This is a genomic window from Rhodococcus sp. 852002-51564_SCH6189132-a, assembly GCF_001665495.1.
In the GTDB taxonomy this organism is placed as follows: domain Bacteria; phylum Actinomycetota; class Actinomycetes; order Mycobacteriales; family Mycobacteriaceae; genus Rhodococcus; species Rhodococcus pyridinivorans.
On record NZ_LZMJ01000036.1, the window covers coordinates 1 to 13,694 of the forward strand.

Consider the following 13,694-nt stretch of genomic DNA (forward strand, 5'->3'; position numbering starts at 1 on the left):
GGGCGGACAGGCAGGGGGCGAGGGTGGCGGGCCCGGAAGGTCGTATCGGGCGCCCGAGGCAGCGAACCGACACCAGGCGGCGGACCGGGCCGGGCACGGACCGGTCCGGGCACGGCGAATGCGCGGCAAGCTCGAGTGCCGGGAGCGCGTCGTGCGGCGCGGTTCGCACGTCGCACGAGGCGGAGGGAACAACGCGCGCCGGACGGCACGGCGCACGACGCGATGCAGTGCGTGCGACGACGGCTCGAATCTGCGGATCAGGGACGTCACTCGACGGCATCGGGATTATCAGCGCCGAACCCCAGGTCACCGCCCATATCCAAATTGCCGATAATCTACATTATGTTAACTAGAGTGGAACCGGACCTCCTCCGGACAGGTGCGGCAGGGCGTCCGAGGCGTTCGGAGATCCCTGGTTCGCCCGGATCGATGCGATGGGCCCCACCTGTCACTCGGCCTCTGGCTCGAGTCCGGCTCACCTCCGGACTGCGACCGGCCTGCCGGCGCCCGTGCCGGATCGAGCCGCCGATCCGCTCGACGCGCGTTCGGCTGCTCATGCATCGGGTGCCATGCCGCAGCGACGCGCACACTGCACCGACCCACGGTTCACCGATGCGGCGTTGCGGCAGCACCGTGTGGTCGTCGCGTGCGCGTTGCGCGCCGCAGATCGCGCGGACGATGCGCATGTTGGTGGCGCGGGATCATCCCGTCCCCCGGGGTGCTGCGACCACCGATCGCCCCTTCTCGCCTCTTCCACATTTGATGGATAATCGGGGTTATCCATGATTTATCGCAGTGGCGGAACTGCGCAAGGGTGACCCCGCCAATCAGCGCCATCCTGCGATCCGAAGGACGCCACGTCGAGAGGCCGTCAAGCCCGCTGGCACGTGCGAGTTGCTACCGGGGATCCTCTGTGGGGTCGGAAACCGGGTTCTGGACCACTGTGTGTGATGGTGCGACACTGCGACTCAGGGTAGGGATCCTGGCAATTCCGCCTGGCAGACTTCGGCCATGGACCGGAACCGAGGCACCGGAAACAACGGTCGCCACGAGTACTACAGCACCAGCGACGTCGGTGAGGAACTGCCGACCGTCCGGCACGGTGACTTCGAACAAGCGGACTAGTAGGACTTTGTTAGGTTCACCACTTCCTGGTGTGAGGCCTCGAGATTCGGCGAGATGTCCGAGACGATAACCAGGTGGATGCCGCAGCCCTGACCGATGTCGGTGAACGTCTCGATGCGTTCATCGGCGAGGTGTTCTCCTCGCTCAAACGCAAGGACCAGCGAGCAACGGCCGGGGTATATGCGCGAGGGTTGATGCTCGACGGGCGCCGCAAGTCGATGCAGCCGATGGCCGACCGCCTCGGGATCGATCACCAACGCCTGCAGCAGTTCGTCACCACCTCACCGTGGGATCCGGTACCGGTCCGGAAAACACTGTCCCGCAAAGCGTGTGATTTGATCTCCCCGGATGCGTGGGTGATCGACGACACCGGATTCGCCAAGGACGGTGACGCCTCGCCGTGTGTGGCCCGGCAGTATTCGGGCACCCTCGGCAAGGTCGGAAACTGCCAGGTCGCGGTCAGTGTGCACGCCGCCACCGATACCGCGTCCGCACCCTTGGATTGGCGGCTGTATCTGCCTGAGAGCTGGGACGATCAGCGGTGCGACGATCCGGAGACGGCCTCGGCGATCACCGCTCGCCGGCGACGCAACGCGATCCCGACCGAGGAGCGCTATCGCACCAAGGCGGTGATGGCTCTCGAGATGCTCGACGAGCTGATCGCGTGGGGCCGGATCCCGCCGGTGATCGTCGCCGACGCCGGCTACGGCGACTCGGCGACCTTCCGGCAGGGCCTGACCGACCGCGATCTGGTCTATGTCGTGGCGGTCAAGGGCGCCACCCTCGCGCACCCCGCCGATGCAGTCCCGGCCGCCGCCGCGTACTCCGGGCGCGGGCGGCCTCCGACCCGACGCTACCCACCGGCCGTGACCTGCAGGGATCTCGTTCTGGCGGCCGGAGTAGGCGCGCTGACCGAGGTCACCTGGCGCCGCGGAACCAAGACCGGTCCGGGCAACCCGACCGCGGTGATGCGCTCACGGTTCGTGGCGCTGCGGATCCGCCCCGCGAACCGCACCATTCCCCGCGACGAGGATGGAACCCTGCCGCAGGCGTGGCTGCTCGCCGAATGGCCGGCGGGCGCGGCGCAGCCCACCGACTTCTGGCTGGCCACCCTGCCCGAGGACACCCCGCTGTCAGAGTTGGTGCGCCTGGCCAAGATCCGCTGGCGCATCGAACACGACTACCGGGAACTGAAAACCGGTCTCGGACTCGACCACTTCGAGGGCCGCTCCTGGCTCGGCTGGCACCACCACGTCATCCTCGTCACCGCCGCACACCTGTTTCTCACCACCCTGCGGCTGACCGACCCAAAAGCGATCGGGCGGGACTGACCCTCTACGGCATTGTGCGCGAACTCCAACGCACACTGGCCTATTGGATCGGTACCTGCCCGACCTGCCATCACACCTTCCCAACCTAACAAAGTACTACTAGGATATGCGCTTTTTGTCCGCGCTGACCAGACATCTGTCGGCACGATCCTGGGACACTGGGGTGTACGAGATCGAACGGCTGAGCTGGGCGGATTCGGTCATGACGTTGGTGGTGCGGGTATGGGGTCGCGATGACTCCGGCCTGGTCGGTTGGCGCGAACACCTGCCCACAATCCGAGCAGGTTTCGCACCCGACGATCCGGAGACAGTCGCGAGCGCCTGGCACACCGGCGAGTTCTGTCCCAGCTACCTGCCGCACCCGTATTCGCCTGGCCCCGACGGTATTCACTGGATCGGGACCCGGCGACCGTCTCACCCCGACAACCGGTGATACCGACCCCGCCGCTGGATCGTCACGGAAGGGTGGACCAGAACCGGACACCGTCACGTTAGGCACGCCGGCGCCGAGCCGCTCCACCGTTCGGTGCCCGCTCGTGCCTCCAGTCGACCAGCGACCGGGCGAACTTCGACATTCTTATACGCTCTAGCAGCTAATACAAGATAAAGTAGGATTTCTCATCTAAGCTTGTACACGTCGAGGGGACGAGCATGGCCGAAACATCACAGCTTCTCTCCGGCGCGATCGCGCTGCTGCGTCGTGCCGGCATCCGCCTTGTCTCCGGTTCCCTCGACGCCTGGGACCTGACTCTGCCCGACGGCCGGGAATTGCCGACCCGGGTGCGCATATCCCGGCGGCCACCCACCCCCACGGTCCTCGCCCGGCTGCTCGCCGAACCGGGCCCAGCCCGGCGCGTGCTCGTGGTAACCCCACACGCCACGGCGCATCTGCGCACTCTCGCGACAAACGGCGAAATCGATCTCATCGCCGTGGACGAAGACCTACTCGTATTCGCCGGCGCGCGCTACGACGTGACCGAAAACGCAACCCCTACATCCCCTGCCGCATCTGCTGCCCGGGGCCGCAAACCCTGGGTGCGCTGGGCTCTGGCCCGGGTCCTGCTGCTCTCGGATAGGGCGCAAACCCAACACCGGCTCGCCGAGACACTGGAGGTCTCCCAGCAGGCAGTCTCATTCGCCCTCAAACAGCTACAGGCGGCGCGGCGCACCGAGCACGGCTGGTTCGCCGCATCCCCCGAGGAGTTGCTCGCGGACTATCTGGCCGGCTATCCCGGTCCCGGTGGCGCCGTGACCTACTGGTACGGCCTGGATCCAGTGATTGCCCAGGCCACCGCCGTTGTTGACTTCTGCGCCCGGCAGGATGTGGCAGTGTTGGTCAGCGGCGATGCCGCGGCCGATGTGTACGCCCCATGGCGGCTGCCGACCCGGGCGATGCTCTACACCGATCGGTTCGTCGACCTCGCCGCCGCGGGCTTCAGTCCCGCCACCGAGGCCGAACACACCATGGCCGTGCAGGTCCCCGCCGATCCGACCCTGTGGCGCACCGCGGAGATCAGCGAGCCAGTGCTGTTGGCCGATCCGCTGATCACTGCGGGCGATGTGCTGCGCACCGGTGGCGCTGATGCCGCCGAAGCCGCCGATCATGTGCTCGCCACGATCCGTCAGAAGGCTGCTCTGTGACTGATACGACCGAGGTGGAGATCCTCGCCGCGTCGAATGCCGCCGACCGCGGCCTGCGGGCGTTGGCCGATCTCGCCGCGGCCACGGCCGGGGCCAACTATCGGGTCGTCGGCGGGCACATGGTGCACCTGCTCGGTCGCCTCTACCCCACCGACACCGCTGCCCGGGTCACCGCCGACGCCGATGCAGGCATGGACCCTGTCGCCGCGGCCGACGCCACCTTCCACACCGCGCTACTTGCCCGTGGTTATCGGCTGGTGACCGGCAACCACTACGAGGCACCCTCCGGGGACGGCACTCCCCTGTCGGTTGATCTCCTGGTTCCCGGCACCGGTGGTCGCCGGATCGAACGCGTCGAGTACGCCGGGCGCGGCTTCGACGCCATTCCCGGTCTGACCCTCGCGCTGGCCGCCGACCCGATTCGGGTGCGGGTGCGGGCACGCCTGACGACCGGCGAGACCGTGCGTTTCGGGGTGCCGGTGCCCGGCGTCGAGCAGGCGGTGGTGCTCAAGGCGCTCGCCTGGCGCAGCCGCCTCGCCGCCAAGGATGTCGCCGACCTGTGCACCCTGTTGTCGATCACCCATGAACACCGAGACCGGTTTCCCGCTTGGAAGCTGCACACCGCCCGTACCGGTGCCCGCAAGGACGCAGCCCGGGCTCTGCACGAGCTGGTCGCCATGCTCGACCGCGGCCAGCGCATCGACGGACTGACTATCGCCCCGGCGCGTCTGTCCGGTCTCATTCGCCGCTACGTGGTCGACCCCCACACGGCCCGACCGCCAAGCGACACCGGCACCGCGCAGCAGATCGCTCGTGATCCCAGCGGACAGGAGGCGTTGCTGTCGGCTCTGCGCGCCGCCGTGTCCGGTCACCCACCACGCTCGAAGCCCGGTACACCCGGCGGTAGTACGACCCCGGCCCAGCCGGAGCCACCCGACCACAGTCCCCAGGCTGGCCCCGACCTGGAGCTGTAAGCCCGGCATTCCTTGTTCGAGAGGAGCCCCAGACCTCGCACGCTGTCCGCGACCCACGGTGCATGCATGGCTCGCGATGCGTGCACGCATCGCACGCACTGCACGCATCGGTATCGACGCGGATCAGAAAGCCTGGGTCCGAGCCACTGGTGCAGTTCACGCTATCGTGCCCACGACAACTCGCGCCGGGAATAGCCGGAGGCAGGGGCGCGTTGCACTGTCCGGATCGGGTGCGTTTCCGTGTCCCCCGGGCTCAACCCTTTGCCTTCACGGAGTTCCGTTCGGCTGGAGCCGTGTTGCGCCTTTCGCCGAGAGGCGACCGAATGCACCCGATCCCTTCCCCGTCCACTTCGTGCCAGCACGCTGCGGCGGCGTAGCCCATTGCCCACCTGCCTCGCGCAGCATCCGGCCGGCACCGCGAGCTTCTGCAACGCCTTGTCGGTACGGTCGTGGAGCCGGTGAACCAGACACCGACATCAACCGGCGGCGGCACGATATGGGGACGACATCCCCGCCCGCTCGGACACTCCCGTGCCTCCGGACTGTCACCATCAGTATCGACACTTACGTCAGGTGCCAGGTCCAGCGACTTACACCAGGTGATCACAGATTATTCACGTGATGTGCCGCCGACGGCGATGTCGCTGGATGGTCCCGGGGCCAGGAGATGCGAATCTAATATCGTGCCGCTGATTGTGCCCCGGGGTCTCCCCAATCATCGTTTCGTCCGCTACGTTCGACCACCTGTCAGTTCTCCTGGACGCGAGAGCGTTCCGCTGTATCCCCTACAACCGGCGACTCGTCAGATCAGAGTTCTCGTTGACACTGGCACCCTCGAACAATCCTCGGTGGAGGCGCTGGTAGCGCTCTTGACGAGGAGCGAGATCGAGTCCTGCCTTGTCGTTCAGAACGACGACGATTCACCATCCGATTGGATGAATGCTCTCGGCATCGACCGGTGGTACCGCTTTCACTTCACTACCGTGGACGAGGCTCCCCGAAGGGGTGACTCCTCGGTCGTGGGGGTGGAGGGGTTTGTTGGCGTTGACCAGGTGCTGGGCGCCACAGGACACTTCTTCGGTGTCTACTCGCAGCTCGACCATCACCGTGGTGAGGTAGCCGCTGGCCACGATGAGTTGTCGATCGCCGACCGCCATCGAGCGGCTGCGTTGGCCAGTGCCGCAGGCACACTGGGCGCCGATGTAATTGTCACGGGTGCTCGCACGGCTGGACGACACGACGTAGCCGACAACGACATAGCGATCAGCCTTTCCCCGGATCAGTTCACCCGGCTTTTCGGTCACTATCTCCGGATAACCGGGAACCGGGACTTGGAGGTTTCCTTCGGACAGCTGGTCGGCGGTGGAAGCTACAGGCGCACGCACAGCGCTCGATCAGTCACCGACATGTACGAGGCGGGCATCGATGCGTCGGCGCCGCATCTGACTGCGATACGAGTGATGGCCTTGGGAGCGGGGGATCAGGGATTGGTCGATTCGTCGAAGACTCCGGCGCCGCCGCACACCCCGGTGTCGGGCAGGGTCAGCTCGACCCGGGCCGCGGCGTCGTGGTCACCGGCCAGGGCGGCGGCGATGCTGCGGACCTGCTCGTATCCGGTCATCGCCAGGAACGTCGGGGCCCGGCCGTAGCTCTTCATGCCGACGACGTAGAAGCCGGGTTCGGGGTGGGAGAGCTCGGCGACTCCGTGCGGATAGACGGTGCCGCAGGAGTGCACGTTTGGGTCGATCAGCGGGGCCAGCGCGGTCGGGGCCTGCAGGACCGGGTCGAGGTCGAGGCGGATTTCCGAGAGCCACGACAGATCGGGGCGGAACCCGGTCGAGGCGATGACCTCGCCGACGGCGTCGATGCGGGCGCCGGTGTCAGAGACCAGCGTGAGCTGACCGTCGGTGGTGGGTTCGACGGCGGCGGTGCGGAAGCCGGTGACGACCTCGAGGAGTCCGGCGTCGACGGCCGTCTTGGCGCGCAGCCCGACGTCGCCGCGGCGCAGCACCCAGGTCAGCCGGGTGCCGGGGGTGGTGCGGGCGAGTTCGGCCAGCGCGACGATGGCATTGAGCGTTGAGTGGCCACTACCGGCGATGACGGTGTGCCGGCCGGCGTAGCGGGCGCGCACCGCGTCCTCGCCCAGGTCCGGGACGCGGTAGGTGATCTTCTCGGCGGCGGCGCGCTCGCCCAGGGCGGGCAGTCCTTCACCGCCGAGGGGGCTGGGGGTGTCCCAGGTGACCGAGGCGTCGATCACGGCGCGGGCGAGCAGGCGGGATTCGGTGCCGTCGCGGTGGCGTACGTGCACCGACAACGGTTCGGTGTCGCGTCCGGCGTCGACGATCCGGTCGCGGCCGCGGCGGGCGATGCCGATGACCTGGTGGTCGAGCCGGACCGCGTCGCCGAGGGCGTCGGCCAGCGGGGTCAGGTACCGGCCGGCCCAGTCCTGGCCGGTGGGGTAGGAGTCGACGCCGGGGGCGCTCCAGCCGGTGGTGTCGAGGAGACGCGGGCTGCGGGGTCGATCAGTTCGGCCCAGCGGGAGAAGGTGTGGACGCTGTGCCACTGCGTGATGGCGGCTCCGGCGCTGGTACCCCGCTCGAGTACCAGCGGCTCGAGGCCGCCTTCACGCAGGTGAGCGGCGGCGGCCAGGCCGATCGGTCCGGCTCCCACCACGACGACGGGCAACTCGCTCATAACAGATCCTTTCATCGATGGGTATCGATCTAAGCTGCCGCCAGAATATAGATGGGCATCGATGAATGCAGCCATCGATGCCGATCGATATAGTGGGGGTATGACATCACTCGGCCTGCCGACCCCGGCCATCCCCGGCGCGGAGGTGGACATCGACGCCCTGAGCCCCGAGGACGCGGCCACCTACGCCGGGTGGTTCGCCTGCCTGGCCGAGCCCACCCGGGTGCGGCTGCTGCACCACGTCGCCGCCCGCCCGGCCGGCATCACCGTCGGGGAACTCGCCGAGATCCTCGGGATCGGCCAGCCCACCATCTCCCATCACGTCCGCAAGCTCGCCGACGTCGGCTTCGTCACCACCGGCAAACACGGCACCAGCACCGTGGTGATGGTCAACCCGAGTTGCTGCAGCGACCTACCCAGTGCCGCCGACGCGGTCATGGGTGTGCTCACCGCACGGCCGTGCTGCCCCGAGGACGTCCCGGCCGACGTGAGCGTGCGCCCGCTCGCCGACCGCGATTGGGAGGCGGTGCGCCGCATCTACGGAGAGGGCATCGCCACCGGTACCGCAACGTTCACCACCGAGGTTCCCACCCGCGAGGTCCTCGAGGACCAGTGGCTGCCCGGGCATCGGTGGGTCGCCGAGATCGAGGGCCAGGTGGTCGGCTGGGCAGCGTTGAGCCCGGTGTCGGGGCGCGAGTGCTACCGGGGGGTGGCCGAGAACTCGGTGTACGTCGGCGACGGCATGCGCGGACGCGGGGTCGGCAAAGCGCTGCTGCGTACCCAGGTCATCGCCGCCGATCAGGCCGGACTGTGGACGCTGCAGACCTCCATCTTCCCGGAGAACCGTCCCAGCCTCGCCCTGCACCATTCGGCGGGGTTTCGCACCGTCGGTGTGCGCGAACGCATCGGCAAACTCGCCGGGGTGTGGCGCGATACGGTACTGCTCGAACGCCGCTCCGAGTCCGTTCCCGCCGCTGACAACCACTGACGAACGGGACCGACCGCCATGGATATCGAACTGCTGTACTTCGACGGCTGCCCGAACTGGCAGCTCGCCCGCGACCGCCTCGCCGAGGCCCTGGCCGCAACCGGCAACGCCGGCACCCCGATCCGGCTGCGCCGTATCGAGACCCCGGAGGCTGCTGAGCGCGCCGCCTTCGCGGGCTCCCCGACGATCCGCATCGACGGGATCGACCCGTTCGGTCCCACCGAGGGTGTCGGGTTGACCTGCCGCGTCTACCGCACCGCCGACGGACCCGGCGGCGCCCCGAGCACCGCGGAGCTGATCGACGTGCTCCGCCGGGTCGAAGGTCGGCAGGGCTGAGCCGGTGTCGGGCTTGACCTTCGAGTCGACTCGAAGGTTTACCGTCGAGGAGTGAGCACGATGCTGATCTCCCAGTTCGCCGAACACACCGGTGTCCCGGCCACCACCTTGCGGTTCTACGAATCCGCAGGACTGGTCCCGGCGGGGCGCACCGACAGTGGATATCGCGTCTACGGAGATCGGGATGTCGACCGCGTTGCGTTCATCCAGGCGGCCAAGCACGTGGGACTCCCCTTGGGTGAGATCCGCGAACTACTGGCGGTGTGGGAGCACGATCCCTGCGCCGAGGTCCGTGCGCAGCTACGCCCGAAGATGGCCGCTCGCCTGGACGAGGCCGCCACCCGGACCGCGGAACTCGCCGCCTTCACCGACACGCTTCGGCATGCTCTTGCCCAGCTCGACGACCTGCCTGATCGCGCCGAGCCGTGCGATGCCGGCTGCGGATTCCTTGCGCCGCAGCCCCGCACCCAGGTCGTCGACCCTCCTTTCGCTGCGCCTGGCGCGGCGATCACCGTGCCGGCCGACCCGCCGATTGCCTGCTCCCTCGACGCCGCCGACCACGGGGAACGTGTGCACCGGTGGCAGCAGGTACTCGTCGACGTTGTCCGCGAACCCGGTCCGGCGGATGTGCGACTGCGCCTGCCCATCGACCGAGTCGGTGCACTCGCCGAACTCGCCGCCGCCGAGCAGCACTGCTGCCCGTTCTACGAATTCGACCTGCATCTGCGCGGTACCGAAGTGATCCTCGACGTGGGGGCACCGGCAGCGGCTGCAGAAATGGTGCGCGCGTTGTTCGGCGACGGCACGAGCGCCCCACCTGCTCGCTGACCACCGGTCCCACATCCCTGGCTTTCACAGCCGGTCCCCACTGCTGCCTCGCTCGACCCGCCTCGAAAGGCCTCTACCAGCGCATGTCCGCGACCCAGTGGCTCGAACGCCACCAGATCCTCGTCTACCTCGGTGCCCTGGTGACCGGCGCCGTCGTGGGACTGACCCTGCCGGATTCCTCGTCGGTGTTCGAAGCGAGCATCTACCCGCTGCTCGGGGCACTGCTCTACGCCACCTTCCTGCAGGTGCCGTTCACCACACTGGCCGAGGCCGTCCGCGACCGCCGGTTCCTCACCGCGGCCCTGGTTCTCAATTTCGTCGTCGTCCCGCTCGTCGTCGCCGCCCTGACGTTGGTGGTGACATTCCCGCAGGCCGTGCTGCTGGGCATCCTGCTGACCCTGCTCACGCCCTGCATCGACTACGTCATCGTGTTCTCCGGTCTCGCCGGAGGTGACAGCAGGCGACTGCTTGCCGCCTCACCGCTGCTGATGTTCGCCCAGATGGCGGCACTGCCGCTGCTGTTGTGGCTGTTCATGGGATCAGAGCTCACCGATATCGTCGACGTCGCACCGTTCCTCGAGGCGTTTCTCATCCTGATCGTCGCACCGCTCGCCCTGGCGTGGGTCACGCAGGCCCTGGCTGCACGGCGCCGTGTCGGTGTCGTGCTCACCACCGCGTTCACCGCGGCGATGGTTCCACTGATGGCCGGAACCCTGTTCGTCGTCGTGGCTGGTCAGATCCCGAAAATTCGCGACGAACTCCACCACGTCGGCACGGTCATCCCCGTCTACGCCGCCTTCTTGATTCTCATGGCCGGACTCGGATTCATCGCGGCACGAGTGTTCCGGTTCGACGTCGGCCGCTCACGTGCGTTGATCTTCAGTGGTGCCACCCGCAATTCGCTCGTGGTACTTCCGCTCGCGCTCGCCTTACCGGCCGGCTATGCCCTGACCCCCGTCATCGTCGTCACGCAAACCCTGGTCGAGCTCGTCGGCATGGTCCTCTACGTCCGGCTCGTGCCACGCATGGTTCCCGACACACCGACAGCATCTCTGCCGTGAGGCATCGCTCGCACTGTCGATGATCAGGTCATCGACAGTGCGGGGACGCTGATGCGCGGGCGACGTTTGGAACGAGCTCGGCGATCAGCGCCTCGACCTGGGCCTTGATCTCGTCGCGGATCGGCCGCACCGCCTCGACCCCTTGCCCGGCCGGGTCCTCGAGCACCCAGTCCCGGTAGGACTTGCCCGGGAATGCCGGGCAGGTGTCGCCGCACCCCATGGTGATCACCACATCGGAGGCCTGCACTGCGTCGACGGTGAGGATCTTCGGATTCTGCGTGGAGATATCGATCCCCACCTCGGCCATCGCCTCGACCGCAGCGGGGTTGACCTGCGCGGCCGGAGCGGAGCCGGCGGAGCGGACCTCGATCCGATCCCCGGCCAGGGCGGTGAGGAACCCGGCGGCCATCTGGGAACGGCCGGCGTTGTGCACGCACACGAACAGCACCGACGGCGTGCGATCGGTGGCGGAGTGGGTGGTCATGAAGTGGAACGTCCTTTCGTAGAGGAAGGTCAGGCAGAGACAAGATCAGACAGAGACAGCGCCGAGCTCGGTCAGCAGGACACGGACCCGGGCATCGATGTCGTCGCGGATGCCGCGCACCGCCTCGAGCGACTCGTCTTCCGGGTCGAGCAGCGACCAATCGAGGTAGCGCTTGCCCGGATACACCGCGCAGGCGTCACCGCAGCCCATGGTGACCACCACGTCCGCGGCCGCCACCACATCATCAGTGAGCGGTTTGGGGTATTCGGCGCCGAGATCGAGCCCGATCTCGGCCATCGCCTCGACGACAACGGGATGGATCGACGATGCGGGCGCCGATCCGGCGGAGCGCACATGCACGCGTCCGACGCCGTGGTGGGCGAGCAACGCCGCCGCCATCTGGGAGCGGCCGCTGTTGCGCACGCACACGAACAGCACCTCCGGTACGTCCTTGGTGATCGCACCGTCGGCTTGTGCCAGCGCGGTGAGGCGTTCGCCGGCGAACCGGGTGGCCAGGGCGGTCAGGTGCGTGTGGATCTTGGCGGTGCGGCGCAGCGCAGCGTACGACTCGAACACCATCCGTTCCACGGTCTGCGGGGAGAACACCCCGGCGTACTTGTCGGCGAGGTGCTCGGCGGAACGCTGCAGCACCGCCTGAGGCATGAGCAGTTCCGGTTGTGCGGGGTGTGAAGACATCGGTCGCCTCCTGGCGTATCGACTTTTACTGCACAGCAGGGGTATTTGAACTCTTGAAACGCTTGCGCAGCGCCAACGAGACATAGATGAGGGCGACGAGGATCGGCACTTCGATCAGCGGACCGACGACACCGGCCAGAGCTTGACCCGAGGTGACACCGAAGGTGCCGATCGCCACGGCAATAGCGAGTTCGAAGTTGTTGCCCGCAGCGGTGAACGCCAAGGTGGTCGTGCGCTCGTAACCCAGACCGATCGCGGCGCCGAACAGGAACCCACCGCCCCACATGAGGACGAAATAGGCGAGCAGCGGCAACGCGATCCGCGCGACGTCCCACGGCTGCGACGTGATCTGCTCGCCCTGGAGCGCGAACAGGAGCACGATCGTGAACAGCAACCCGTACAGCGCCCACGGTCCGATCTTCGGCAGGAATGTGTCTTCGTACCAGTCACGGCCCTTGGCCTTTTCACCGAAGTGCCGGGTCAGGAAACCGGCGACGAGCGGGATGCCGAGGAAGATCAACACCGATTTGGCGATCTGCCACGGGGAGACGTCGAAAGCGGTCTGCTCGAGTCCGAGCCATCCCGGCAGCACCGAGAGATAGAACCAGCCGAGGACGGCGAACATGATCACCTGGAACACCGAGTTGATCGCGACCAGCACCGCGGCGGCTTCGCGGTCGCCGCACGCGAGGTCGTTCCAGATGATGACCATCGCAATGCAGCGTGCGAGGCCGACGATGATCAGACCCGTACGGTACTCGGGCAGATCCGGCAGCAGCAACCACGCAAGGGCGAACATCAGCGCCGGGCCGAGTACCCAGTTCAGAATCAACGACGAGATCAGCAGTTTGCGGTCGCCGGTGACGGTGTCGAGACGGTCGTAGCGCACCTTCGCGAGCACCGGATACATCATGATCAGCAGACCGAGGGCGATCGGCAGCGAGATGTTGTCGATCTCGAGGACGCTCAGAGCGTCGCCGAGCCCGGGGATCATCCGGCCGAGCAGCAGGCCGACGACCATGGAGATGCCGATCCACACGGCCAGGAAGCGGTCGAGGGTCGACATTTTTCCTGCCACAGAACGGTTTTCGGTGGTGGTGGTCACGAAACGGTCTCCTGATGAGGTTCGGCCGGGGTGCACGCACAGGTCGATCCGGGTAGCACCCCCGATTCGGTGGCCAGCACTGCGGACAACTGCTCGAGCGCGGCAGGGATCACCCGGTAGTACACCCAGGTGCCGCGGCGTTCGCAGTCGAGCAGTCCGGCTTCGCGCAGCACCTTGAGGTGGTGCGAGATGGTGGGCTGGGACAGGTCGAAGGCGGGACTGATGTCGCACACGCAACTCTCGCCGCCCTGGTGGCTGGCGATCATGCTGAGCATGCGCAGGCGCACCGGATCGCCGAGGGCCTTGAACATGCGGGCCAGGTCGCCGGCCCAATCGGAGGTCAGGGGCTCACGCGAGAGTGGAGGGCAGCACAGCTCGGCCTCGCTCGACATCTGATTCGACATACGTCTATATTGACTTCTATCAATTCA

Annotated in this window: 12 protein-coding genes and 1 pseudogene; 7 read left to right on the top strand and 6 right to left on the bottom strand. The window is 67.2% G+C overall.

Going from position 1 to position 13,694, the window contains the following annotated elements; all coding sequences use genetic code 11:
* The first annotated feature begins 1,199 nt into the window (after nucleotides 1-1,199).
* The 3 genes from A5767_RS07340 (at nucleotide 1,200) to A5767_RS07355 (ending at nucleotide 5,071) form a co-directional block, all read left to right on the top strand.
* Complete coding sequence (locus A5767_RS07340; protein WP_006554210.1) at nucleotides 1,200-2,456, top strand: IS701 family transposase; 1,257 nt, start codon at nucleotides 1,200-1,202, stop codon at nucleotides 2,454-2,456.
* Nucleotides 2,457-3,107: 651 nt separating this feature from the next.
* Entirely contained in the window at nucleotides 3,108-4,097 is a 990-nt protein-coding gene (locus tag A5767_RS07350) for a hypothetical protein (RefSeq protein ID WP_006554208.1), read from the top strand.
* Nucleotides 4,094-5,071 (top strand): hypothetical protein, encoded by a 978-nt coding sequence (locus A5767_RS07355; protein WP_052040179.1) that lies wholly within the window; start codon nucleotides 4,094-4,096, stop codon nucleotides 5,069-5,071. Before A5767_RS07350 ends, A5767_RS07355 begins: the two co-directional genes overlap by 4 nt.
* A 920-nt stretch (nucleotides 5,072-5,991) precedes the next feature.
* On the opposite strand, the gene A5767_RS23040 is transcribed toward A5767_RS07355, so the two are convergent.
* Both A5767_RS23040 and A5767_RS07360 read right to left on the bottom strand, forming a co-directional pair.
* Entirely contained in the window at nucleotides 5,992-6,375 is a 384-nt protein-coding gene (locus A5767_RS23040) for a hypothetical protein (RefSeq protein ID WP_065996612.1), read from the bottom strand.
* Between the two features lie 176 nt (nucleotides 6,376-6,551).
* Nucleotides 6,552-7,765 (bottom strand): annotated as a pseudogene (locus tag A5767_RS07360) (NAD(P)-binding domain-containing protein).
* A 100-nt stretch (nucleotides 7,766-7,865) separates the two neighbouring features.
* Between A5767_RS07360 and A5767_RS07365 the strand changes: the two are divergent.
* The 4 genes from A5767_RS07365 to A5767_RS07380 all read left to right on the top strand — a co-directional run bounded on the left by A5767_RS07365 (nucleotide 7,866) and on the right by A5767_RS07380 (nucleotide 10,978).
* Nucleotides 7,866-8,753, top strand: coding sequence for a helix-turn-helix domain-containing GNAT family N-acetyltransferase (locus A5767_RS07365; RefSeq protein ID WP_064061719.1), 888 nt, complete (start codon nucleotides 7,866-7,868; stop codon nucleotides 8,751-8,753).
* A gap of 18 nt (nucleotides 8,754-8,771) precedes the next feature.
* Nucleotides 8,772-9,089 (top strand): DF family (seleno)protein, encoded by a 318-nt coding sequence (locus A5767_RS07370; RefSeq protein ID WP_006554203.1) that lies wholly within the window; start codon nucleotides 8,772-8,774, stop codon nucleotides 9,087-9,089.
* Nucleotides 9,090-9,149: 60 nt separating this feature from the next.
* On the top strand, nucleotides 9,150-9,917 hold the full coding sequence (locus A5767_RS07375) for a MerR family transcriptional regulator (RefSeq protein ID WP_039586197.1): 768 nt from the start codon (nucleotides 9,150-9,152) through the stop codon (nucleotides 9,915-9,917).
* 83 nt (nucleotides 9,918-10,000) lie between these two features.
* Nucleotides 10,001-10,978 carry an arsenic resistance protein gene (locus A5767_RS07380; RefSeq protein ID WP_064061720.1) on the top strand — a complete coding sequence of 326 codons (978 nt, stop codon included), beginning with the start codon at nucleotides 10,001-10,003 and terminating at the stop codon, nucleotides 10,976-10,978.
* Between the two features lie 28 nt (nucleotides 10,979-11,006).
* Here A5767_RS07380 and A5767_RS07385 read toward each other — a convergent pair whose 3' ends face one another.
* Genes A5767_RS07385 through A5767_RS07400 form a run of 4 tightly spaced genes read right to left on the bottom strand, consistent with a single transcriptional unit; the run spans nucleotide 11,007 to nucleotide 13,667 of the window.
* Nucleotides 11,007-11,462 (bottom strand): arsenate reductase ArsC, encoded by a 456-nt coding sequence (locus A5767_RS07385; RefSeq protein ID WP_033098575.1) that lies wholly within the window; start codon nucleotides 11,460-11,462, stop codon nucleotides 11,007-11,009.
* 45 nt (nucleotides 11,463-11,507) lie between these two features.
* Nucleotides 11,508-12,158, bottom strand: coding sequence for an arsenate reductase ArsC (locus tag A5767_RS07390; protein ID WP_006554200.1), 651 nt, complete (start codon nucleotides 12,156-12,158; stop codon nucleotides 11,508-11,510).
* 25 nt (nucleotides 12,159-12,183) lie between these two features.
* Nucleotides 12,184-13,224, bottom strand: coding sequence for an ACR3 family arsenite efflux transporter (gene arsB / locus A5767_RS07395; protein ID WP_006554199.1), 1,041 nt, complete (start codon nucleotides 13,222-13,224; stop codon nucleotides 12,184-12,186).
* Nucleotides 13,225-13,259: 35 nt separating this feature from the next.
* On the bottom strand, nucleotides 13,260-13,667 hold the full coding sequence (locus A5767_RS07400) for an ArsR/SmtB family transcription factor (protein WP_006554198.1): 408 nt from the start codon (nucleotides 13,665-13,667) through the stop codon (nucleotides 13,260-13,262).
* Nucleotides 13,668-13,694 lie beyond the last annotated feature (27 nt).